At 52.6% G+C, this 21,350-nt stretch carries 17 protein-coding genes; 4 read left to right on the top strand and 13 right to left on the bottom strand.

Features of this window, described 5'->3' with window-relative positions; genetic code table 11:
- Positions 1 to 20: 20 nt before the first annotated feature.
- The 4 genes from gspF to JWZ98_RS08020 are packed head-to-tail and all read right to left on the bottom strand — an operon-like array spanning position 21 to position 5,211.
- Complete coding sequence (gspF, locus tag JWZ98_RS08035; protein WP_205453893.1) at positions 21 to 1,232, bottom strand: type II secretion system inner membrane protein GspF; 1,212 nt, start codon at positions 1,230 to 1,232, stop codon at positions 21 to 23.
- A 6-nt stretch (positions 1,233 to 1,238) separates the two neighbouring features.
- On the bottom strand, positions 1,239 to 2,750 hold the full coding sequence (gene gspE / locus JWZ98_RS08030; RefSeq protein ID WP_205453892.1) for a type II secretion system ATPase GspE: 1,512 nt from the start codon (positions 2,748 to 2,750) through the stop codon (positions 1,239 to 1,241).
- Positions 2,737 to 4,644 (bottom strand): type II secretion system secretin GspD, encoded by a 1,908-nt coding sequence (gene gspD, locus JWZ98_RS08025; RefSeq protein ID WP_205453891.1) that lies wholly within the window; start codon positions 4,642 to 4,644, stop codon positions 2,737 to 2,739. Before gspD ends, gspE begins: the two co-directional genes overlap by 14 nt.
- Before the next feature lie 21 nt (positions 4,645 to 4,665).
- The gene (locus JWZ98_RS08020; protein ID WP_205453890.1) at positions 4,666 to 5,211 is read right to left on the bottom strand and encodes a type II secretion system protein N; all 546 of its coding nucleotides are present in this window, start codon (positions 5,209 to 5,211) and stop codon (positions 4,666 to 4,668) included.
- 151 nt (positions 5,212 to 5,362) lie between these two features.
- Between JWZ98_RS08020 and JWZ98_RS08015 the strand changes: the two genes are divergently transcribed.
- The 3 genes from JWZ98_RS08015 (at position 5,363) to JWZ98_RS08005 (ending at position 10,819) form a co-directional block, all read left to right on the top strand.
- The gene (locus JWZ98_RS08015; protein ID WP_205453889.1) at positions 5,363 to 6,502 is read left to right on the top strand and encodes a hypothetical protein; all 1,140 of its coding nucleotides are present in this window, start codon (positions 5,363 to 5,365) and stop codon (positions 6,500 to 6,502) included.
- A gap of 56 nt (positions 6,503 to 6,558) precedes the next feature.
- On the top strand, positions 6,559 to 8,808 hold the full coding sequence (locus JWZ98_RS08010; protein ID WP_205453888.1) for a hypothetical protein: 2,250 nt from the start codon (positions 6,559 to 6,561) through the stop codon (positions 8,806 to 8,808).
- A gap of 913 nt (positions 8,809 to 9,721) precedes the next feature.
- Complete coding sequence (locus JWZ98_RS08005; RefSeq protein WP_205453486.1) at positions 9,722 to 10,819, top strand: IS5 family transposase; 1,098 nt, start codon at positions 9,722 to 9,724, stop codon at positions 10,817 to 10,819.
- Between the two features lie 153 nt (positions 10,820 to 10,972).
- Here the strand turns inward: JWZ98_RS08005 and JWZ98_RS08000 are convergent, their stop codons facing one another.
- From JWZ98_RS08000 to JWZ98_RS07975, 6 genes are all read right to left on the bottom strand, one after another.
- Complete coding sequence (locus JWZ98_RS08000; RefSeq protein WP_205453887.1) at positions 10,973 to 11,341, bottom strand: ATP-binding protein; 369 nt, start codon at positions 11,339 to 11,341, stop codon at positions 10,973 to 10,975.
- Between the two features lie 105 nt (positions 11,342 to 11,446).
- On the bottom strand, positions 11,447 to 11,914 hold the full coding sequence (locus tag JWZ98_RS07995) for a transposase (protein ID WP_346015191.1): 468 nt from the start codon (positions 11,912 to 11,914) through the stop codon (positions 11,447 to 11,449).
- Between the two features lie 128 nt (positions 11,915 to 12,042).
- The gene (locus tag JWZ98_RS07990) at positions 12,043 to 12,630 is read right to left on the bottom strand and encodes a metal-dependent hydrolase (protein ID WP_205453885.1); all 588 of its coding nucleotides are present in this window, start codon (positions 12,628 to 12,630) and stop codon (positions 12,043 to 12,045) included.
- A 164-nt stretch (positions 12,631 to 12,794) separates the two neighbouring features.
- Positions 12,795 to 13,577 (bottom strand): polyphosphate kinase 2, encoded by a 783-nt coding sequence (gene ppk2, locus JWZ98_RS07985; RefSeq protein ID WP_205453884.1) that lies wholly within the window; start codon positions 13,575 to 13,577, stop codon positions 12,795 to 12,797.
- A gap of 42 nt (positions 13,578 to 13,619) precedes the next feature.
- A complete protein-coding gene (locus JWZ98_RS07980; protein ID WP_101051627.1) occupies positions 13,620 to 14,939 on the bottom strand; it encodes an HD domain-containing phosphohydrolase in 1,320 nt (439 codons plus the stop codon).
- Between the two features lie 19 nt (positions 14,940 to 14,958).
- Positions 14,959 to 16,743 (bottom strand): bacteriohemerythrin, encoded by a 1,785-nt coding sequence (locus JWZ98_RS07975; protein ID WP_101051626.1) that lies wholly within the window; start codon positions 16,741 to 16,743, stop codon positions 14,959 to 14,961.
- Between the two features lie 50 nt (positions 16,744 to 16,793).
- On the opposite strand from JWZ98_RS07975, the gene JWZ98_RS07970 reads away from it, so the two are divergent.
- A complete protein-coding gene (locus tag JWZ98_RS07970) occupies positions 16,794 to 17,252 on the top strand; it encodes an oxidoreductase (protein WP_101051625.1) in 459 nt (152 codons plus the stop codon).
- Positions 17,253 to 17,264: 12 nt separating this feature from the next.
- Here JWZ98_RS07970 and JWZ98_RS07965 read toward each other — a convergent pair whose 3' ends face one another.
- The 3 genes from JWZ98_RS07965 to JWZ98_RS07955 are packed head-to-tail and all read right to left on the bottom strand — an operon-like array spanning position 17,265 to position 21,273.
- Positions 17,265 to 19,151: an ATP-binding cassette domain-containing protein gene (locus JWZ98_RS07965; protein ID WP_205453883.1), complete on the bottom strand. Its 1,887-nt coding sequence runs from the start codon at positions 19,149 to 19,151 to the stop codon at positions 17,265 to 17,267.
- A complete protein-coding gene (locus tag JWZ98_RS07960) occupies positions 19,142 to 20,362 on the bottom strand; it encodes a molybdopterin-binding protein (protein ID WP_205453882.1) in 1,221 nt (406 codons plus the stop codon). Before JWZ98_RS07960 ends, JWZ98_RS07965 begins: the two co-directional genes overlap by 10 nt.
- Complete coding sequence (locus JWZ98_RS07955; RefSeq protein ID WP_033157484.1) at positions 20,359 to 21,273, bottom strand: AEC family transporter; 915 nt, start codon at positions 21,271 to 21,273, stop codon at positions 20,359 to 20,361. The genes JWZ98_RS07960 and JWZ98_RS07955 overlap by 4 nt, the downstream gene beginning before the upstream one ends.
- Between the last annotated feature and the right edge of the window lie 77 nt (positions 21,274 to 21,350).

The raw sequence follows: 21,350 nt of genomic DNA, 5'->3' as shown, positions 1-21,350 counted from the left end.
ACAGGCGTATGACAAAACACCTATCTAATCAGCTGGTTCATTTCAAATATCGGTAACAGAATCGCCAGCACTATGGTCAGAACTACCAGGCCCATGAACAAAATCAGAGCCGGTTCGAATAAACCCATGGTCAACTCGGTGAGCGCCTGAATATCGCGCTCCTGATCGTCGGCGGCGCTTTCCAGCATACGCGGCAATTGCCCGCTGGCTTCGCCGCTGGCGACCAAATGTATCGTCACCGGCGGGAAGAAACCGCTGGCTTCTAGCGCCTTGTTCAAACTCTGCCCTTCGCGGACGCGGATAGCGGTATGGGCGACCGCCTGTTGCATCGCGTTATTGGACAACACCTGACTGGAGATTTTTAAGGCTTCCAACAGCTCGACGCCGCTATTGGTCAAAATCGCCAGCGTGCGGGTAAAGCGGGCGGTATTCAAGCCCTTGGAAAACCGAGCGGTAATTGGCATGGTCAGCAGCCAACGGTGAAACAGCATACGCGGCCCCTGCCGGCGCAAAATCAGCTTGGCGACAACCGATAAAGCCACGCCAATAACCAGCAGCAGCAAGCCATTGCTCTGCAAAAAATCGCTACAGCTAATCAAGGCTTGGGTAATGGCCGGCAGTTCGTGGCCCATTTTGTCGAACACCCCGGTGATTTCCGGCACCACGTAAGCCAACAGGCCTATGACCACCAATATGGAAACGGACGACAGCAAGACCGGATAAATCATCGCCATCTGTAATTTGCGATGCAGCTGGCCTTTGTCGCTGAGATAATCGGCCAGTTTTTCCAAGACCTGATCCAGCTTGCCCGACGATTCACCCGCTTCAATAGTGGCGCGGTACAAGGGCGGAAAGGTACTGGGAAACGCCTGACAGGCCACGGCCAGACTTTGCCCTTCCAGAATTCGGCTTCTGATCGCCAGCAAAATCCGTCTGGCGCGATTGGATTCCAATTGCCGGGCAATGATGCCCAGCGCTTCATCTATCGCCAAACCGGACTTTAATAAAGCCGCTAACTGCCGGGTGATATGCGCCAGTGCGCGCATGCCGATGTTTTGCGCCAGTAAGGGCGACTGACCGCTGCGTTCTTTTTTATGAACTTCCTGAATGTCCAGCAGCGTTAAATCATTGGCCTTCAATTGTTGGCGCGCGGTTTTGATCGTGTCGCTCTCAAGTGTGCCTTTAACCGACTTGCCCTTGCCGTTCAGCGCTTGATATTCGAATACCGCCATGCCCTGTTAATCCTTTAAGGTGATACGGATAGCTTCGTCGATGCTGGTATCGCCGTTCAGCACTTTTTCCAGCGCACTTTGCTGGATACTGCGCGAGGTCAATCGGGCATGCCGTTCCAGTTCCAGGTCGCCGGCGCCGTCATGGATCAGCTGTTGCATCGTGCTATCCAGCATGATCATTTCAAAGATACCGGCCCGGCCTTTATACCCGTGGTTATGGCACTGCGGGCAGCCTTGGGCTTGATAAACAGTAACAGGCTTGCCGGTTTCGCTGCGATACCCGAGCTTGGCTAAATCCTGTTCCGGCACCTGTTCCGGTTTTTTACAATGCGGACACAGTTTGCGCAGCAACCGCTGGGCTATCACGCCGACCAAACTGGACGCCAACAAGAACGGCTCTATACCCATGTCGCGCAGCCGGGTGATGGCGCCCACGGCAGTATTGGTATGCAGTGTCGAAAGCACCAAGTGGCCGGTCAAGCTGGCCTGCACGGCAATCTCGGCAGTTTCCCGGTCGCGAATCTCGCCGACCATCACAATATCCGGGTCCTGCCGCAAAATTGCGCGCAAGCCCTTGGCAAAGGTCATATCCACCTTGGTATTGACCTGGGTTTGGCCGACGCCGTCCAGGTAATATTCGATGGGGTCTTCGACGGTGAGAATATTGCGACTGCGTTGATTGAGTTGGTTGACCACCGCGTACAAACTGGTGGTTTTCCCGGAACCGGTAGGCCCGGTCACCAGAATGATGCCGTGGGGCCTGGCGATCATCTGCTGAATGCTGTTCAGCTCGTAATCTGACATGCCGACTTGCTTCAGACTTAATTGGTTGGCCTGCTTATCCAGCAAACGTAATACCACTCGTTCGCCGTGGCCGGAGGGCAAGGTCGATACCCGCACGTCCACGGTGCGGCCGCCGATATTCAAGGAAATGCGACCATCCTGCGGCAAGCGCTTTTCGGCGATGTCCAGTTTGGCCATCACTTTAAGCCGGGAAATCACCATCGGCGCGAATTCGCGTTGCGGCTCGATAATTTCCCGCAAGGTGCCGTCCACCCGAAACCGCACCACCATGCGTTTTTCGTAAGACTCGATATGAATGTCCGAGGCGTTTTCCTTGATGGCTTCGGTGAGCAGCGCATTGATCAAACGGATGATCGGCGCTTCGTCTTCGCTTTCCAGTAAGTCTTCCGGCTTTGGCAGATGTTGGGCCATCTCGGACAAATCCAGATTGTCCTGCATATCGTCGACCATCTGTTGCGCATGGCCGGTTTTATGTTCGTAAACCGCTTGCAGCAAGCGCTCGAACTCTTCCGCGCCGACCGCTTCGAAACTGGCCGGTCTAGCCACGAAGCGCCGGGTTTCCAGCAAAGCCGTTACCGTAGCTTTTGGTTGATAGACGATACGCGCCTGCTGTGCGGAACACTCCGCAACGATCACGCCGTGGCGTTTGGCAAACCCGTAAGACGGCAGCCTGTTATCGGTCGGCGCTGGCGCTGTCGGTTCAGCGGTTGCCATTGCCGCCAGCCTCGCCGCGATTGTCTTCTACAGCCGAATTGTCGTCCGATAAGTTGTCCAGCAAGGGCTGTTTCTGCTCCGGCATCAACAGCACGCCGTCCTGGTTAAACTCTTGTTGCTTGTCGCGAATGTAATTGTATTTGTCGTGGGTTAAGCCGCTGGACTTACCCGCATCCCTGATGATTTGCGGGCGCAAAAACACCATCAGATTCTTTTTGGTGATAGTCGTCGAATTGGTTTGGAACAAGTAGCCCAGATAAGGAATATCCCCCAACAGCGGCACCTTATCCACCGTTTCGGTGATGTCGTCTTGGATCAAGCCGCCCAATACCAACACCTTGCCGTCATCGACCAATACGCTGGTTTCGATTTTGCGTTTATTGGTCTGCAAATCCGCACCGGTAGTACCTTGGACAACGCTCGAAACCTCTTGCGCGACTTTTAATTTGACCGCATTGCCTTCGCTGATCTGCGGCAAAACTTTGAGTTTAATACCGATGTCTTCGCGTTGGATGGTTTGAAATGGGGTACTCAGGCTGCCGCCGACGGACGGTGTGTATTGGCCGGTGGTTAAGGGGATGTTGCGACCGACTATCATGTTGGCTTCTTCGTTGTCCATCGTCACCAGCGACGGCGTGGATAACACATTGACGTCGGTATCGTTGGCAAACGCGGTCAACAAGGCTTTTAACTCGCTGCCGGCCAAATAACCGATACTCAAGCCCTTACCGACGGAGGAAATAAATTGCGATAGATCCAGCGAGTTGCCCTCCCCTTTTCTGCTAGCCGCAAATACGCTGCCGTCTTCCTTGGTTTGCCATTCGACGCCAATATTCTGCGATTTGTCGTAGCTGACTTCCGCAATAATCGCTTCGATATGTACCTGCGCGCGGCGCACATCCAATTGTCTGACCACCGATTTCAAGGTCGCCATCAAATCGTGCGGCGCCGTGATAATCAAGGCGTTGGCCGCCTCGTCCGCCCGAATATCAAAGTCCTTGCTGGTGGAAGCTTTGGTTTTGGCCTGGTCGGCTTTTTCGTCCTTCAAAGACCCCACCCCGGTCAGCGTTTCCACCAATTCCTTGGCCACCGCATAACGCATATAAATCACTTCGGTGTTGCCGGCTTTTTCCATCGGCGTATCCAGATTGGCGATCAAGGCGCGCATCTGCAAACGCATCTCCGGGTCGCCGCCCAAAATAATGGAATTGGAGCGTTCGTCGGCCACCATCGGCGGCGGAACGGCGGTGGTTTTTCCGGCATTATTGCTGGTAATCAGCGTATTCAGCGGCAGTATCAAATCGGCGGCGTTGGCATGCCGCAGATTGATGATTTCAATGTTTTGTAAATCGCTTTTATCGATTTGCTTGATCATCGCTGCCAAGCGCTTAACATTCGCGGCGGTATCGGACAGGATGACGGTGTTACTTTCCGGCACGGCGCCGATAAAGGCGTATTGCGGCATCAAGGGTAACAAGGTTTGCACCAGTTGCGCCGCATCGACGTGATGCACCTGCAACACCCGGGTCAGTTGCTCGTCGCCGTTTTGCGGATTACCGCGCAACTCGCTTTCCTCGCCGTCCTGCTTGGCGGTGACGTTGGGAATGATCTTCACCACGTTGCCGTTCGGAATCGCCGAGTAACCGTGCACCTTTAGTATGGACAGGAATACATCGTAGACTTGCGCCGACTTCATCGGCGTGGAAGTCACCACCGAGATATTGCCGGTGATGCGCGGGTCGATAATAAAGTTTTTACCGGTGACATCGGCCACCGTTTCGATCAGGGCACGAATATTGACATCTTTGAGATTCAGCGAGAATTCGTCTTTTTCCGCCAACACCATCGGGCAGAATAGGGCCAGCAGCAAGCCGATCAACAAGCGTGTTTTCATTTGCAGTTTACAAGGGAAGGATTATTCGGCGACGGCTGACGCGCGGACGCTATCTTTTTTTAATAACAGGGATTCCCGGCGTTCGCCACGCTTCAGCAACACCCGGTCGGCTTCGACAGCGTGCAGCACCGCGCCGCCGGGCAGTTTGTCTCCCAAACGGTATTTCTTCTGCTGGCCGTCGTCGGCTTGAATGATGCCGCTGGCATTTTCCGGATTCTTGGATAAAAACAGGATACCTAGCAGTTTGAACTGCGATTGCGTCTCCGCAACGGCGCCATCACCAGACACGCTATTCGGGCTTTGCCCAAACAAATGCCAGGTGCCGATTTCCGATAAATCCATGGGCGGATTTTGCGTGACCATTTCGGGTGAGATGGGCGCCGCGGACTCTGTCGGCATCTGGCCGACATCGACCAACGCATCGGGCAGATTGGCATATAACACCGCAAGCAAATAAACCGTAGCCAGCGCTGTGGCAAGCCATGGCAAAGAAGCGCCGCCGCCCAATCCACACGCCGCTGATTTCCAATCGAAAGCAAATCTTGAATATCCCGCAAATTTCATCATGCTTGGATTATGCTGGGAAAACATGACTGTTTTATGACAAAGCCGACCTGGCCGATAGCCCTACATCCGCACCGGCAGCTGGCTTGTCGGCAGCCTTCAAGCGCTGATAAAGTCGGCCGAAAAACTGAACCCACCCACATTAACTAAGCACATGAATGGATTATCAACCCTGGCACAGGCCTTTGGCGGCATAGCGAGCCGCATTGAGGGAATCGATCAATTAGCCGGCGATTTAAATCGCTGGTATTTGCAACAGCCGGCGGATCGCAACTTTCTGCATCCCTGTTTAATCGGCGGCAAACCGGCCTTGGTGTGCCAAGCCGGCCTGAGCCGCAACGCCGCCGCAGCTTATACCGAGTTGGCAGCAATCGCCCGGCGCTACGACATCTATCTTAAAGAAGACAGCCGGCAGCGCGACGATAGCGCTATCTTGCATAACCGTCGCCGCGAAGTCAGCCTAGTGTTGAGTTTTTGCATAGGCATGATGGCGTCTTCGCGCGTGGTAAGCGCCAACGATTTGCAGCCGGTCAATGCCGTGCCGGCCGTCGCCAGCCAATTGGCCGAACCGGTCAACAGCATGCAGGCCAAGCTCTCGGTCGATCAGGACGGCGCCGCGACGATACGCTTACGTCTGCGTAAACCGCCCAGCGCAGCGGAAGTGATGGCGGCCTACAGTCAAAAGCAGGCCACGCTGAACAGCGATGCGCTGGCGAAAACGGAAATTGCCAATTTCCTCAGCGCTATCTATCAGGCCGAGTCCGCCGATCCCTCTAATATCCGCGCGGATCTGGCGGTGATGGCCGACTACTTTTCACACTACCCGCAAGCCGTGAATTTGCTTAACGAACTGCGCGGTCAAAAACTCGTACTCAAATACCGGCAAAACACCTGGCAAACCCAGGCTTTTGGTAACGAATTTGGCGTAGAGAGCGTGACGATTTATTTCGACACCCGCTTGGGCGCGCAATTGCTGAACGATCCGGGCTGCGACAGTACACCCGCCTGTAGCATCTCGCCCGCCGACGCCCTACTACACGAGTTGCTGCATGCCAAGTTAATGTTACTGGACAGCCAACATTTCATAGACGGCGGCGGCATGGCCCAAACCCTTTACCCATTCGAGCACGAACGCGAAGTAATCAGTCACGAAAATCGTTTGTACCAAGACATGAACCAATTGGATGGCCGAGCCCGTCCCATAAGGCATAGGCATAGCGGCGAGTTGTTGCAAGTCTCCTGCCCGGCTTGCAACCCAATAGAGCAAGTTGCGTCAAGCGACCCAAGTCTGTAAAACTAGCGAAATTCGTGATAGGCATAACAAAAACCACTCAACACAGGAGAGACACAATGACGCCCATATCCAGCCGTAATGTTGCCGAAAAATGGCGGTTTGCCAGACTCGGCGGTTTCGATCAGGTTGAATTGCAACGCGGTAGCGATTTAATCGGACTGCCGGAACTGGATCAGAAATTATGGGCGGCACTGAGTTGCCCGACACACGGATTGTTCTTCGATAACCAAACCCTGGCGCTGCTGGATACCGATAACGATGGTCGGATTAGAGCCAATGAGGTAATCGAGGCGGTGCGTTGGGTGAGTAAGGTACTGAAAAACCCGGCCGATTTGATCCAACAAAAGACCACCCTGCCGCTGGCGGCGATAAACGATCAAGATGAAGAAGGTCAACAGCTACTGGCCTCCGCCGTCGAGATCTTAAAAAATCTGGGCAAGGCGGATGCGACCGAAATAACCACCGACGATCTGGCCGACATGACCAAGGTCTTCGCCAACACTCAATTTAACGGTGACGGTATTATCCCGGTTAAAGCTGCCGGCGACGAAGCCGGCCAGCAAGCCATCACCGACATCATCGCCTGCTTGGGCGAGGTTGAGGATCGCTGCGGCGAGCCGGGTATTAATCTGGAAAAAATCGAGCAATTTTTTAAGGATGCCGGCGCTTATTTCGATTGGTGGCAACAGAGCGACGCCGAAGCCGTGCGGATTCGTAATCAAATCGCCGACACTGAAGCGGCGGCGGCCTTGCTGGCGCAATTAAAACCGAAAATCGACGACTTTTTTACCCGCTGCCAACTAGCGGAGTTCGACACCAGCGCGACTGAGTTGTTGAACCCAGCCGACAGCCGCTACGAAGAACTTGCCGGCATCGATCTGTCGGCAAGCAACGAAGAACTAGCTAAATTGCCGCTGGCCGCTATCGCCGCCGGCGCTAACTTGCCGTTAAATGCCGGCTTGAATCCGGCTTGGCGGTCTGCGATAGAACAGTTAAAAACCCTAGTGCTTGGGCCATTGCTGGGCTCAGCAGACAGCTTGTCTTATGCACAATGGCAAAGCGTGATCGGTCAGTTTGCTGATTATCAAGCCTGGTTACAGAAAAAACCGACCAACGCCGTGGAAGGCTTAGGCCTGGAGCGCATCAAAACCTTGTTGCAAAGCGATGCGCAAGCCAAATTGACCGGCTTGATCGAACAAGATATGGCCTTGGAACCGCAAGCCACAGCCATCGACTCGGTCGTGCGCTTGCTGCATTACTACCGCGATCTTTACACCTTATTAAATAACTTCGTGTCGTTTCGCGATTTTTACAGTGCCGAGCCGCACGCTATTTTCCAGGCAGGCACCTTGTATCTGGACGGCAGAAGCTGTCAGTTGTGCGTAAAAGTGGATGACGTGGACAGCCACAGCAAACTGGCGGAACTGAGCAAAATCTTTCTGGCTTACTGCGTCTGCAGCCGGCAAGGCAGCAACGAAACGCTGACCATCGCCGCCGCAGTTACCGGCGGCGACAGCGACAATTTGCGCGTCGGCCGCAACGGCGTGTTCTATGACCGCAACGGCCTGGATTGGGACGCGACCATCGTCAAAATCATCGAAAATCCGATCAGCATCAAGGAAGCGTTCTGGGCGCCCTACAAACGCGTCGCGCGGATGATTAACGAGCAATTGGAGAAAAGCGCGTCGGCCCGCGACAAAGCCGCACACGAAAATACCTTTAAAGGCATTTCCGAAGCCGGCGCCAATGCCGGACAAGGCAAGGAACCACCGGCCCCGTTCGATGTCGGCAAATTCGCCGGGATTTTCGCCGCCATCGGTTTGGCAATTGGCGCCATCGGTACCGCGCTGGCCGCCGTGATGAGTAGCTTCATGGGCTTGGTTTGGTGGCAAATGCCGCTGGCCATCGTGGGCGTGATGCTGGCGATTTCCGGCCCGTCCATGTTCATCGCTTATTTGAAACTGCGCCAACGCAATCTGGCGCCGGTACTGGATGCCTGCGGCTGGGCGGTGAATGCCAAAGCCTTTATCAACATCCCGTTCGGCCGCTTGTTGACCGGTATCGCCAAATTACCGAAAGACGCTGAAATGCAAATGGTCGATCCATTCGGCGAAAAGCAAAGCCATTGGAAAAGCTACGTGTTTTTGCTGATCCTGCTGGCCGGCGCGGCCTACGCCTGGCATAAAGGCTATATCGGACCTAAGCAAGAACCGGAACAAGCGGCCCAGGTCGAGGAAAAAGCGGCGCCAGCCAAAGCGGAGGCACCGGCTGCAGCTCCAGCCAAGCCTGCGGAGCCGGCTAAGTAAGCCTTTCTTTGCAAACCACCGGAGCGGCGGCGCTTATCCGCTGTTGCTTCGGCCCTATCTAATGTTGTAAATGTAGGGCGTCAACAGGCGTAGCCGTATTGCGCCGCATGTCGGCCTTAATCATTCGGCGCATTGCGCTAACGATAATCCCCCGTACGCGGGCTTAAAATCATTTGTTGGGCCGTCATGAAAACTCAGCTAATCCTATTTTGTTTGAACTTTGCTCTTATAGGCTGCGCTTCGCGATCAGAAATTCATGACGACAACCCGATAAAAGACATATCGAATTTGTACAATAGAAACGGCATCGTTGCAGCTCCCACATTCGTTGGAAACGCTATTTGTGGCACACCGTTTATTTTGCTGGCTACTACGTTTGACGCCGTGTACATAGGTAAACTTGGGAAACGAACTGAAACGTACCGTTCCGCTATCAATAACAGCTACTTATTACCTGCTATGGCGTGTGGCTCAGCTACAGGCTTACCATTTATCCCGCTTTCCTATATTTTCGAGGAATCTCCTGTATATCTCTCAACCCCGTAGTACTCTGCTCCAAGTCAACAACCCCCTGTGATTTTTTACTCAATGCGGTACGTCAATAGGCGTAGCGCATGTTGGTATTAAATCATTCGGTGCATTGTGCTTACGCTAATGCACCGTACGCGGTGCGAAGATAGCCCATAGGATGCTGCCAACGTCAGGAGGCGCATCGCTCGCGTTACTCGACACCTTGAATTTCATATTGCTCATTACTTCCCCAATTATTTGAATAAACTCCACGTTTCAGAATTTGATGAAAACTGGAGTACGGCCTTTATCAGGCTGGTGAAAAACTCGAAAAGCCAAGTAAGCTAAGGCATAGATGAGCCGCCAACTGTTAAAATAGGCTACCTAAATTTGGAGCCTTTCAATGCGCGGACACGATGCCATTCAAAACAGCTGGTTCAGCTATGTTAGCCTGGAAGACCGTATTCCCAAACAGCATCCGTTGCGTCGTTTACGGCTACTGGTTGATGGCGTATTGGCCTCTATGGATGCCGTCTTTGCCGAGCGTTACTCGCACACAGGCCGTCCCTCGATTGCCCCTGAAAAACTGCTGCGCGCCTTGCTGTTACAAGTCCTGTATACGGTCCGTAGCGAGCGTCAGTTGATGGAACAACTGGACTACAACCTGTTGTTTCGCTGGTTTGTCGGTCTGGGCATCGACGACGCCGTGTGGGAACGCACAGTGTTCAGTGCCAACCGCGAACGCCTGCTGTCCGAAGCCCTGAGTCGCGAATTTTTTGAGCGGGTACTGGCCATAGCCGAATGGCAAAATCTGGTGTCCGACGAACACTTCAGCGTCGACGGTAGCCTCATTGAAGCCTGGGCCTCGCATAAAAGCTTCGTTAAAAAAGACGGCAGCGGCCCGGACAAACCCGCCGGCCGCAATCCCGAGGTCGACTTCAGCGGCGAAAAGCGCAGCAACGCCACCCACCACAGTACGACCGATCCCGAAGCCCGGCTTTACAAGAAAGGCGAATACACCGAGGCCAAACTGCGTTACATCACCCATGCCTTGTCCGAGAATCGCAACGGCCTGATTGTCGATGTCGAAACCACTCAAGCCACCGGCACCGCCGAAATCGAAGCCGCGCAAAACATGATCAAACGCCGCGTGCCCAAAGGCGGCAGCGTCGGTGCCGACAAAGGCTACGACCAAGCGGCGTTCGTCAACGGACTCGAGTCCCGTGACATCAAAGCCCATGTGGCCCGCAAAAAGACCGGCAGTGTCGTCGATGGCCGGACCGCTCGCGGCAAAGGTTACGCCCAAAGTCTCAAGCGCCGCAAAATCGTCGAAGAAGCCTTTGGCTGGGTCAAAACGGTCGGCGGCCTGCGCAAAACCCGTCACATCGGCTTAGCCAAAGTCGCGGGTCAGGCCTTGTTTTGCTTTGCCGCCTACAACCTGACGCGCATGCTCAACCTATTGGTGTTCACGCCGAAACCGGCGTGGAGTGCGCCCACCTAGGGCGAAGTTCGCCTGAAAACCGTCCACAGACGGCTTCAGGCGAATAAAAAGCCCTTGAAACCGGGGCAAAACGCTTGAAACTCGATGTCATGACCGATTTCAACTCGAAAAAATCACTTACATCGTGGGTAAGGGGAAATATCGGCGGGTTTTTCACCAGCCTGCTAACACCACGACTTGCCGACTGACCACGGCAAAATCACCCGGTGTAAGCTTGGAAAGCCGCTGGACTTGCTGTTTGAATATAGCCAAGTTTTCCGGATTGGACGGTAATTGTCCGCCAAGTCGGCGGCATTCCCGTTGGAACAATAGCCAGCGTTGATTGGGGTTGAGGTAATCAAATTTCACCTTAAAATCGAAGCGACGTAAGGATGCCGCATCCAGTTTATCCATCAGGTTAGTGGTACAAATGAAAATACCGGAGAAGGTTTCCATCTGGGTGAGCATTTCGTTAATCTGGGTAATTTCCCAGCTTCTTTGGGCATAGCTGCGGTCGCTTAACAAACTATCGGCTTCGTCCAATAAAAGGATACCGCTGCTAAACGGCGTGCAAAATTTTCCAGGGTCCTGGGGAAAAAGGCCGTAAGGCGCAATAACCAACGGGCATTGCGCCGTATTATTTTTCGATCACTCAAACTCATATAAATCTCCGTCAATTCCTGCCCAATTCAAAGGATAAGCGCCCTGCTCAACCCATCGGTGAAAGGTCGAGTATGGCCAATCTTTTACGTGCTTTACCCATCCGTGTTTCACCGGGTTGTAATGAATATAATTCATGTGCGCTTGAAAATCCGCTTCATCCCGTATCAGATGCTCCCAATAACACCTTTGCCAAATACCACGTTCTCCCCGCTTGATTCTCACGCTCGATCTGCGCTCGGTTTTCGGTATGGCTTTGGAAAATCCAATTTTTATCAAACGTATTCGAGTAGCATAGTCAATATCGTTTTCCGGCAGTTCTATCAAGCAATGCATGTGCTCAGGTAATACCACCCAACCGTGAATTTTGAACGGGTGATGAGCTTTCACCGTTTTGACCGATTCCCGTAAAGATTGAATATGTCGTATCAAATCGTTATCTTTTCTTTGTAACAAATTGATAGTAAAAAAATAGGCTCCGCCTGGGTGCCAGGTCCGCCGGTAATCCATTTGTTTATTATCGATTATGTGCCTTCAATGCGGCGCAATGCCCGTTGGTTATTGCGCCCTACGCGGGCTTGTGTTTATCGTTTAAGACTAAACCCAACGAACATACCGACAACCAGGGTAATATAAAACACATAACGCATCGCTTTATATCTTTGAAACAATATCGCTTTCAATTTACATGAAATTAACATAGAAACAGGTATTAAAATCACTAACTCAATGAGCATATTACGCCAAAGATAAATGTTTTTTATATCGATATGCCCTGCGCTTGGCAAAATACCAAAAGGTAACTTTATTAAATTTGAATTTATTGGCCAAAACAGCGGCATAGGATGAACGCCCACCAGTAAATCCAATATCAAGTGAGAAAAGCTCGCCATATAAAACAACCCATGAGAAACCGAGATAAAAGTATTTTTTAATACAAATTTCTTGGCACATGAGGCAATCAAACCAATGACGAAACAAAATAATATTGAATGCGTTACTCTTGGCTCTATTTGATAGTCAAATACCCAATAAACCAAGTAATCCATGTCTGGACTTATACCCAGTCCGATAAAAAATATACACATAAAAGCAGCGCCGCCAGATTTAATTTCGTGCTTTCTGGCAAAAATGGCTGAACTGATCAAAGCATGCCCTACAATTGATGACATGTAATGTTTCCCATTTTTAAAATCAGTAACGTAGGGTGGGCAACGCTTTTCTGCCCACCATTATCACGCGATTACTTTAATTCCGCGTGGGCACAAAAACCGTGCCCACCCTACTTTTGAATATGGCATTCATCACCCCACCCAAATCCAGCCCCTTGAGCGACTCAAGGCGCAATCATGCCATTATGCAAATAGCTTTCTTCGTAATTAAACACGATGTTCGCGTCCGGCAAGACCAGCGATTCGTCCTTGCCTTTGTAGTCCAAACGAAACAATAAATCCTTGATGATATTGATCCGTGCGGCTTGTTTATCGTCGGATCTAACGACGGTCCAGGGCGCGGATAAATGGTGGGTTCTGGCGAACATGATGTTGCGGGCTTCGCTGTATTGTTGCCAGTGTTTCTGTGCTTCCTTGTCGATGGGGCTGATTTTCCATTGCTTCAGCGGATCTTTTTGGCGTTGTTTTAAGCGTTCTTTTTGTTCGGCTTTGCTGATGTCCAGATAGTATTTCAGCAGTTTGATGCCGGAGCGCACCAGCAACTGTTCGTAATGCGAGACGGTTTCGATGAACTCGTGGTATTCGTCGTCGTTGCAAAATCCCATCACCCGCTCCACGCCGGACCGGTTGTACCAACTGCGATTGAACAACACCATTTCCTGGGCTGCCGGCAAATGGTGGGTGTAGCGTTGAAAATACCAGGTACTGAGATCGCGGTCGGACGGTTTACCCAGTGCCACCACCCGGATTTCCCGAGGACTAAGATGTTGAATGATGCGCTTGATGGTGCCGTCTTTACCGCCGGCATCGCGGCCTTCCAGGATGATCAGAATTTTGTCACCATGCTTGATGATGTGATTCTGCAATTTGACCAGTTCCACCTGCAATTGCTGCAAGGTATCTTTATAGACCTGTTTGTCGGACTTTGGTGGGTGCTTTTTACTCATATTTACCTGCCTGTCTAAAAGGGTTTCCAGCGTTCGGCTTATTCAACCGCGTTGTCGCTCACTGCCCATTCTTACCCGCAAAATCAGATTTTTCTTTTGCTTCCTGAGTTCCAGAATGTCTTCGACGTTTTTTTCGTTGAGAATCTGATTCTTTAAATACAACACGTCGTTACAAATAATCTCGGCGGCTTCCATGCCTGCTTGCAACTGGGTCCAGGAAATTTCGATAATCGGCCGTTCGTCGACAGTTTCCGATTCGGCGAGCAGCGCCAGAAAGGTATCGACCACCCGTGGGTCGTAGTCCTTGGCTTTTTTGCTCAGCAGCCGCTCTTTCACTTGCTCGGTTGTCATCGCGGTGCCGGTGATCGAGCCATCCAGATAATTGATATAGTCGCGCACCAGAGTCAATATCCTGGTACCCAAGGGTATCTCCGCGCCCGCCCAACCCAAAGGTTGACCGGAACCGTCGAAATGTTCATATTGTGCGGCGATGAGCTCGGCGGCGTTATGCAAGGGTTCCAGGCCTTTTAATAGCGTTTGCCCTTCCAAAGCGTGGTTTAAGTAGCGCTTGCGTTGCTGGCTGTTCATGCTTAACAAAGCCTGGGTCAGCAAACTGTCCGGTAAACTCATTTTGCCGATTTGCAGCAACAGACCGGCATACACCAAATCCTTCAGCTCAGCGGCATCCATACCCAGCCGCCGTCCGACTTCCCTGGCGTTTTCCGCCACATATTTGGCATGACCGCTTTTGATACCCGGCCGCATTTCAATGGTTTTGGCGAACACCTTAACCGAATCGGCATACTGTTTTTTCAAGGCATCGTGGGCTTGATCGATCATCTGCAAGGACTTTCTCAACTGCTCGGTGCGTTTTTCGACCTTGTCTTCCAAACCGGCGTTCAGCTCTTTCAGCTCCTGATTTTGCCGGTTGATAATATCGAACAGCTGCCGACGTTCGTCGCGCAGGCGCTTTTGTTCCAGCGCGTTGTTCACCAGAATTTTCAGTTCGTTGTCTTCCCAAGGCTTGCTGCAATAACTGTAGATCTTGCCTTTGTTGACGGCGGCGATGGTCGATTCAATGTCGGCATAGCCGGTCAGTAAAATTCTCACGATATTCGGCCAACGTTCAGCCGCCCGGGTGAGAAACTCGGCCCCATCCATCTGCGGCATACGCATGTCGGAGATAATCAGATCGATAGGCTGTTGCGCCAAAATCTCCAGGCCGTCGGCGCCGCTCTCCGCCATATAGACTTGATATTCCGCACCGCGAAACAGGCGTCGCAGGGCCTTTAAGACATTGGGTTCGTCATCGACGAATAATAAATTGGCAACGGTTTGGGGGTCTGGGGATAGCTCGGTCATGGCGCGGCTGCGATAATCGTTAACTGGCAGGGGTACGGGTCGGCAAATAAATCCGGAACCGAGTTCCTCGGCCTATTTCCGAATCTATCTCGATACGACCATGATGGTCCTGGATGATTTTGTACGATAGCGACAAGCCCAGGCCGGTACCTTTACCGACCGGCTTGGTGGTAAAAAACGGATCGAATATCCGCATTCGGGTTGCCTCGCTCATACCTTGGCCGTTATCCTCTACGTCCACCCAAACCCAATCGGCATCCTGATAACCGGTACGCACCGTGATTTTGCCGAAATCTTCAATGGCTTGCGCGGCGTTGACCAATAGATTCATGAATACCTGATTCAACTGCGCGCCAACGCATTCGAAAGGTTTGATACCGCCGTATTCCTTCACCACTTCGGCCTTGTATTTCAGTTCGTTGTTGACGATATTCAAGGTGGCATCAATCCCGGCTTCCAAATCGAACATCTCCCGGCCCTGCTTATCGATCCGGGAAAAATCGCGTAAATCCTGGACGATTTTCTTCGCGCGAGTCGCACCTTCCAGAGACTCTTCCACCAGGTCGGCGGCGTCATCTTTCAGAAAATCCAGATCGACCGTATTTTTAAACTGTTTAAAAGCTTGCACGTCCGGGTGGTTATCCGCCAGTTGCCCGGCCAGACGCTCAGCCAATTCGGCGGCCTTGATGAGTTCTTGTATGTATTGTTTCAGGCTGTTGAGGTTGGAATAAATATAACCGAGCGGATTATTGATCTCGTGCGCCACCCCGGCCGCCAATTGGCCGATCGAGGCCATTTTTTCCGATTGCACCAGATGGGCCTGAGTTTCCTGGAGTTTCTGATTGAGCAGGGTTTGCTGGTTTTTTTCCATCTGCAGCGTCTGATTCGCTTCTGTCAGCGCTTGGGTGCGCTCGCGAACCCGTTCTTCCAGTTGTTGGTTCAGTTTGAGCAAAGCGGTTTCCGCCTGCTTTTGCGTGCTGATGTCCATCCCACAACCCATCAAGCCGGCAAATTTACCGTTCTTGCGCATCCTGGGCACGGCGGTTTCCAGAATCCAGACTTCCTTGGCATCCTCCGTACACAGCCGGTACTGAATCTTGAACTTGGTTAATTCCTGCGCGGCTTGCTGATAGGTCTGCACCACCTTGTCCCTATCGTCCGGGTGTATCGTGTTCAGCCATTGCCGGCGGTCGACGAAACCGCGTTCGATGCGAAAGGTTTTAAACCAGAAACGATTGCAGAAAATCGGCAGGTTTTTGGCGTTGGTGATCCAAATCAGGGCCGGGAGATGGTCGGCAAGTTCCTTGAAACGCTCTTCGCTTTCCCGCAAAGCCGAATACAAATTGCTGTGCAAAATATCGACATGTTCATCCTTATCGATACTGACTTGCTCGGCGTCGATGCCCTGATTAAGGCTGATCGCCATCAACTTGTCGGTTTTTAAAATATGGTGGCAAAGCCAATCCACCAAAAAATCCAACAGATCCTTGGAAATGACCGAAACATCGGATTGCGCCTCGACATGCACTTGCTGCATTTTATCGATAAATTCTTGATGTTGCTGGCAATGCTGGTCCTGCATCCGCGGATTGAAGCCTGCCTCCATCATCAGTTGCTCTTCGTGTTGGAAGTGCTCGACGGTATACTCGACCAACTGCTTGACGGTTTCCAGCACGGTTTGCAGGTCCGCGCCCAAGGCGTTTAGTTCATCCAGGCGATTAATCAGCGCGACCAGGTGCCGATGCTGATTATCCACACTTTCTATACCAACCAATAGTTGGTCGTTCCACGTTAAAATACTCATCCGCGATCCATTCTCAGGAGGGTCAAGTCTGATTGCCGACGTTTGGCATTATGGCACAATGCATTTACGCTGTCGGTTATTTCAAGACTCAGGTTATTGGTATGGATATTCAAGATTTCGACGGTTTACAAGCCTTGCTGGATTCAACGTTTCCGAAAACCTGTCGCAGTTGCGGTTACGTGTATATCTCGGCCGAGCAGTTTTTTATCGAAACCCAAGACATGCCCCATGGCCGTTCATCGTTACGGTCGGCTATTGAGGACGATGGCTTAATTCTAGTGGAAGTATTCAGAAACTGCCGCTGCGGCTCTACGCTGATGGATGAATTCGGCTGTCGGCGCGACCAAAACGAGGATGGCCTGCAGCAGCGTCTGGCTTTCGAGAAGATGTGGCAAGCCATACAAGGCCGAAACATTCCCGCAGACGTTGCGCGCATGGAGATTATCAAATTTTTACAAGGCCAACCTAATACGCTGGTGGCGCTGCTGAATATTGAACTGTTGCCCTAAGCAGCAACCTGCTCAACCCTGCAGGGCTTCCAATTCATCCCAACGCTGATAGGCCTGACTTAGATCGGCCTCGGCGGTTTGCAATTGCGCCAGTTTGGCGGCCACCGCATCGGGACTTTGCTTATAAAAACCGGCTTCGTTCATTTCCGCTGTCAGCTGGGTTTGCAATGTTTCCAGTTGTTCGATCAGCGCCGGCAGTTGCTCGAGTTCCCGTTGTTCTTTAAAGCTAAGTTTCTTGGCCGGCGCGGTTTTGGGCTTTTCTTTTTTCACCGCTTGTTCGGCAATCTTTACCGCTTCGGCTTTTTTGTTCTGCTCCATCAGGGCAAACCAATCGGCATACCCGCCGATGTATTCTTCCACCCTGCCCTCGCCTTCAAACACCAGTACGCTGGTGACGACGTTATCCAGAAACTCCCGGTCATGGCTGACCAACAGTAAAGTACCCTGGTACTCCACCAGTTTTTCTTCCAGAATTTCCAAGGTTTCCAGATCCAAATCGTTGGTGGGTTCGTCCATCACGATCAGGTTGGCGGTCTTGGTAAACAAGCGTGCCAGCAGCAGCCGATTTTTCTCGCCGCCGGACAGGCTTTTCACTGGCGAACGGGCCCTGGCCGGCGCGAATAGAAAGTCGGCCAGATAGGACATCACATGGCGTTTGCCGTCCGGCGTATCGACAAATTCGCCGCCATCCAGCACGCTGTCGGCCACCGATATTTCCGGGTCGAGTTGTTCGCGCAATTGGTCGAAATACGCGATTTGCAGATTGGTACCCAGCTCTATCGTGCCGGTGGTCGGTTGCAATTGGCCCAGCAGCAACTTTAATAAAGTGGATTTGCCGGCACCGTTATTGCCGATTAAACCGATCTTGTCGCCGCGTTCGATGCGCAGCGAAAAATCCTTGATGATGGGTTTGTCCTGATATTGAAAATTGACATCAATGGCTTCGACGACTTTCTTGCCGGAGGCTTCGCCTTTATTCAAACTGAGCTTAGCGGTGCCCTGGGTATTGCGCCGTTCCGAGCGCTCGGCGCGCAATTGCTTCAGCGCTCTAACCCGTCCCTCGTTGCGGGTCCGCCGGGCTTTGACGCCTTGCCGGATCCAGACCTCTTCCTTGGCCAACTTCTTGTCGAACTCGGCGTTTTGATTGGCTTCGTCTTCCAAAGCCGCCGCCTTGCGGGTCAAATAGTCTTGATAATTACCGGCCCAGGAAGTCAATTGCCCGCGATCCAGATCGATAATCCGCGTCGCCAGTTTTTGTAAAAATGCCCGATCATGGGTGACAAACATGACCGCACCCTGGAAGGCCAAGATTTGCTCTTCCAGCCAGACGATACTTTCAAAATCCAAATGGTTGGTCGGCTCGTCCAGCAACAACACCTCCGGCTCGATCACCAAAGCGCGCGCCAGTGCGACTCGGCGCTTCCAGCCGCCGGACAAGCTGCCGACCAGCACGTCCGCCGGCAATTGCAATTTGCTCAATACCGCTTCGACCCGGGTTTGAAACTCCCAACCATTGTCGGCTTCCAGCTTATGTTGCACATCGCCCAAGGCTTGCAGCGACTGCTCGCTGCCATCCATATGGCTCAACAATTCATGGTAACGGGCGATGACCCGGCCCAATTCGCCAAGTCCACCAGCGACGGCTTCGTAGATCGTGTCGTTTTCGTCCAGATTGGGCGATTGCTCCAGCCAGGCTAAACGCAATTCCGGTTGTTTCCAGATTTCGCCGTGATCGGCATGAATATCGCCGGCGATAATTTTCATTAAGGTGGATTTGCCCTCGCCGTTGCGGCCCAGCAGGCCGACCCGCTCGCCGGCGTCGAGTTGAAAAGCGGCGTTATCGAGCAGCGCGTGGGTGCCGAAGGCGATGGAAACATTGGTTAAACGGATTAAAGGCATTTGTTTTGTAGGTAACGTCTAAGTAAGTCCAGCGCCAGTAAGGCGGCCTGGTTTTGTTTGGATTTAAGGGCGCCATAGGCATTGAGCTGGGTCGAGACCACGCCGCTGGGTGTGGCTAAGGCATTGTAAAGGACTATGGCTCTATCTTTATCCCGGTAATCTTCGGCGCTGCCGGCAAAAAGCTGAACTAGGGCAAAATCGGTTTGCTCGCGGGCTTTCAGTTGTTCCGCCCAAATTTTGGCGATGGGCATCACATCGCCGGCCCCGGCGTCGTCTGCACCAGTATTGCGTCCCCAATCCAGATTGATTTCAACGCGCCTCAGCCAGTCGCATCCCAAACATTTGGCGGCCAACTGGCCTTGGCTGGCGGTTTCCAACAAGGCGAGCGAATAAGATTTCCGGCTCATGGCCTTGCTCACGACATCCAGCAGATCGCCCTGCGCTGCGTCCAGGCCATCGATGGCAAACACGTAATCGCCGATTTTGTCCGCCACAGCGGCCACGCAATCACGCTTTTCTTGCTCGGGGAAATTACTGGGAAACAATAGTTTGGTCTGCACTTCATCGGGCGCGGCACGAAACCCCAGTTGCACACCCGCGGGCACATCAAATTCGGCCAAGCACTGCTGAATCGCCGATTCGCCTATGCCTATGCTGCGCAAGGTCACCAGACAATCCGGCTGCAAAGGGAAGCGTTGCAGCAATTGCTGGCGAACCAAGGCCGTAAACATCTGCTTCATTTCCGACGGCACACCCGGCAGACACACGAACCAGCAGCGTTTGAATTGCAAGGCAAAGCCCGGCGCGGTGCCGTAAGCGTTGTCGATACGTATTGCCGACTGCGGCAGCATGGCTTGCTTGCGATTTGCAGGCGGCATCACGCGATTGCGGCGGGCGTAATATTGTTGAATGTCGGCAAAGGCCTGATCGTCGAATCGTAAAGGCTGACCACTGGCGATACTGACTGCTTCGGCGGTTAAGTCGTCGATAGTCGGCCCCAAACCGCCGGTGCAAATACAGCAGTCGGCGCGCTCGGCAATTTCCGTGAACAAGGCCACCAAATCGTCCACGTCATCGCCCACCGCAGTGTGGCGTTTCAGCGTAAAGCCCAAATCAACCAATTGCTGGGATAGCCAGGCGGCGTTGCTGTCCACGGTTTGCCCGCAGACAATTTCCTCGCCTTGCGAGAATATTTCGGCAATCTGTTTCATAACACCCGATACCAGAGCGGTAAGCTCACTAAACTCAAGGCCGTCGTCACCGTCACGGCCATCGCATATAAACCGCTGTCCAGCTTATAGCGGTCGCACAAGACGATGCCCATCACCATACTCGGCATGGCTATATCCATCACGGCCGCCGCCCTGGGCTGGCCGGTCAAATTGAGCAGGTTTGCCAGCCACAGGGCAATCAGCGGCATCAAGCCTAGTTTAACTAATGCAGTGGGGACGATGAACGGTACGTTGCGCAGGCGTATATCCCGCCAGCTAAGCGCCAAACCTAACGAAAAAATCATCAACGGAGCGACCGCTCCGGAACATTTTTGCAGTAAGCCGGCCACCCAGAACGGTATCGGCACCTGATTGAGGTTTAACACGACCGCGACAAACGCAGCCCAGAACGGCGGCGCATTGAAAAATGCCAACACCGATTTTGGCTTAGGTTCGCCGCTAGCGCCGTAATGGCGGGCCAGCATGATACCTAAGGTATACACCAGGGGCGCTTCGGCAAATAAATCGATCTGAATGACCAAAGACCGGGTCCAGTCGCCGAAAATCTGCTCCAATACCGGCAAGCCCAGATAGGTGACGTTTGGAAAAGCCGCCGCCAAAATCACCGCCCCGGTTTGCGGGTTTTTAAATTTAAACAACTTAGCAAGCAGCCAAGTCGCCAAAATCGACAACAAGATGCTGATAAAACCCAATGCGGAGTATTGCAGCGATTGCCAACCAATATCGGCCCGCCACAGCACCTCCAGCACCATAACCGGCATAAAAAAATAGTACACCACGCTGGTTAATACCAACCGGGTCTGGTCCGCCGTCAAGCGGTTAGGGGTTAATACTCGCCAACCGGCACCGCACAGCATCAGCGCGGTCATTTGCATCAAGGTTGTATTCATGCCGCGCATTTTATCAGGCTGGCGATGCTGCCACCCGGCTAAAGCATTCCGATCAACCAAGGCCCTTAAATTTTCCG

This window comes from Methylomonas sp. EFPC1, from assembly GCF_016925515.1.
Taxonomy (GTDB): Bacteria; Pseudomonadota; Gammaproteobacteria; order Methylococcales; family Methylomonadaceae; genus Methylomonas; species Methylomonas defluvii.
This window is presented reverse-complemented; position numbering and strand designations above follow the sequence as displayed.

What these genes read in the sequence shown, in the direction of transcription:
- gspF (WP_205453893.1), bottom strand. Translation starts at nt 1,232, where the DNA reads ATGGCGGTATTCGAATATCAAGCGCTGAACGGCAAGGGCAAGTCGGTT.
- gspE (WP_205453892.1), bottom strand. Translation starts at nt 2,750, where the DNA reads ATGGCAACCGCTGAACCGACAGCGCCAGCGCCGACCGATAACAGGCTG.
- gspD (WP_205453891.1), bottom strand. Translation starts at nt 4,644, where the DNA reads ATGAAAACACGCTTGTTGATCGGCTTGCTGCTGGCCCTATTCTGCCCG.
- JWZ98_RS08020 (WP_205453890.1), bottom strand. Translation starts at nt 5,211, where the DNA reads ATGATGAAATTTGCGGGATATTCAAGATTTGCTTTCGATTGGAAATCA.
- JWZ98_RS08015 (WP_205453889.1), top strand. Translation starts at nt 5,363, where the DNA reads ATGAATGGATTATCAACCCTGGCACAGGCCTTTGGCGGCATAGCGAGC.
- JWZ98_RS08010 (WP_205453888.1), top strand. Translation starts at nt 6,559, where the DNA reads ATGACGCCCATATCCAGCCGTAATGTTGCCGAAAAATGGCGGTTTGCC.
- JWZ98_RS08005 (WP_205453486.1), top strand. Translation starts at nt 9,722, where the DNA reads ATGCGCGGACACGATGCCATTCAAAACAGCTGGTTCAGCTATGTTAGC.
- JWZ98_RS07990 (WP_205453885.1), bottom strand. Translation starts at nt 12,630, where the DNA reads ATGTCATCAATTGTAGGGCATGCTTTGATCAGTTCAGCCATTTTTGCC.
- ppk2 (WP_205453884.1), bottom strand. Translation starts at nt 13,577, where the DNA reads ATGAGTAAAAAGCACCCACCAAAGTCCGACAAACAGGTCTATAAAGAT.
- JWZ98_RS07980 (WP_101051627.1), bottom strand. Translation starts at nt 14,939, where the DNA reads ATGACCGAGCTATCCCCAGACCCCCAAACCGTTGCCAATTTATTATTC.
- JWZ98_RS07975 (WP_101051626.1), bottom strand. Translation starts at nt 16,743, where the DNA reads ATGAGTATTTTAACGTGGAACGACCAACTATTGGTTGGTATAGAAAGT.
- JWZ98_RS07970 (WP_101051625.1), top strand. Translation starts at nt 16,794, where the DNA reads ATGGCACAATGCATTTACGCTGTCGGTTATTTCAAGACTCAGGTTATT.
- JWZ98_RS07965 (WP_205453883.1), bottom strand. Translation starts at nt 19,151, where the DNA reads ATGCCTTTAATCCGTTTAACCAATGTTTCCATCGCCTTCGGCACCCAC.
- JWZ98_RS07960 (WP_205453882.1), bottom strand. Translation starts at nt 20,362, where the DNA reads ATGAAACAGATTGCCGAAATATTCTCGCAAGGCGAGGAAATTGTCTGC.
- JWZ98_RS07955 (WP_033157484.1), bottom strand. Translation starts at nt 21,273, where the DNA reads ATGAATACAACCTTGATGCAAATGACCGCGCTGATGCTGTGCGGTGCC.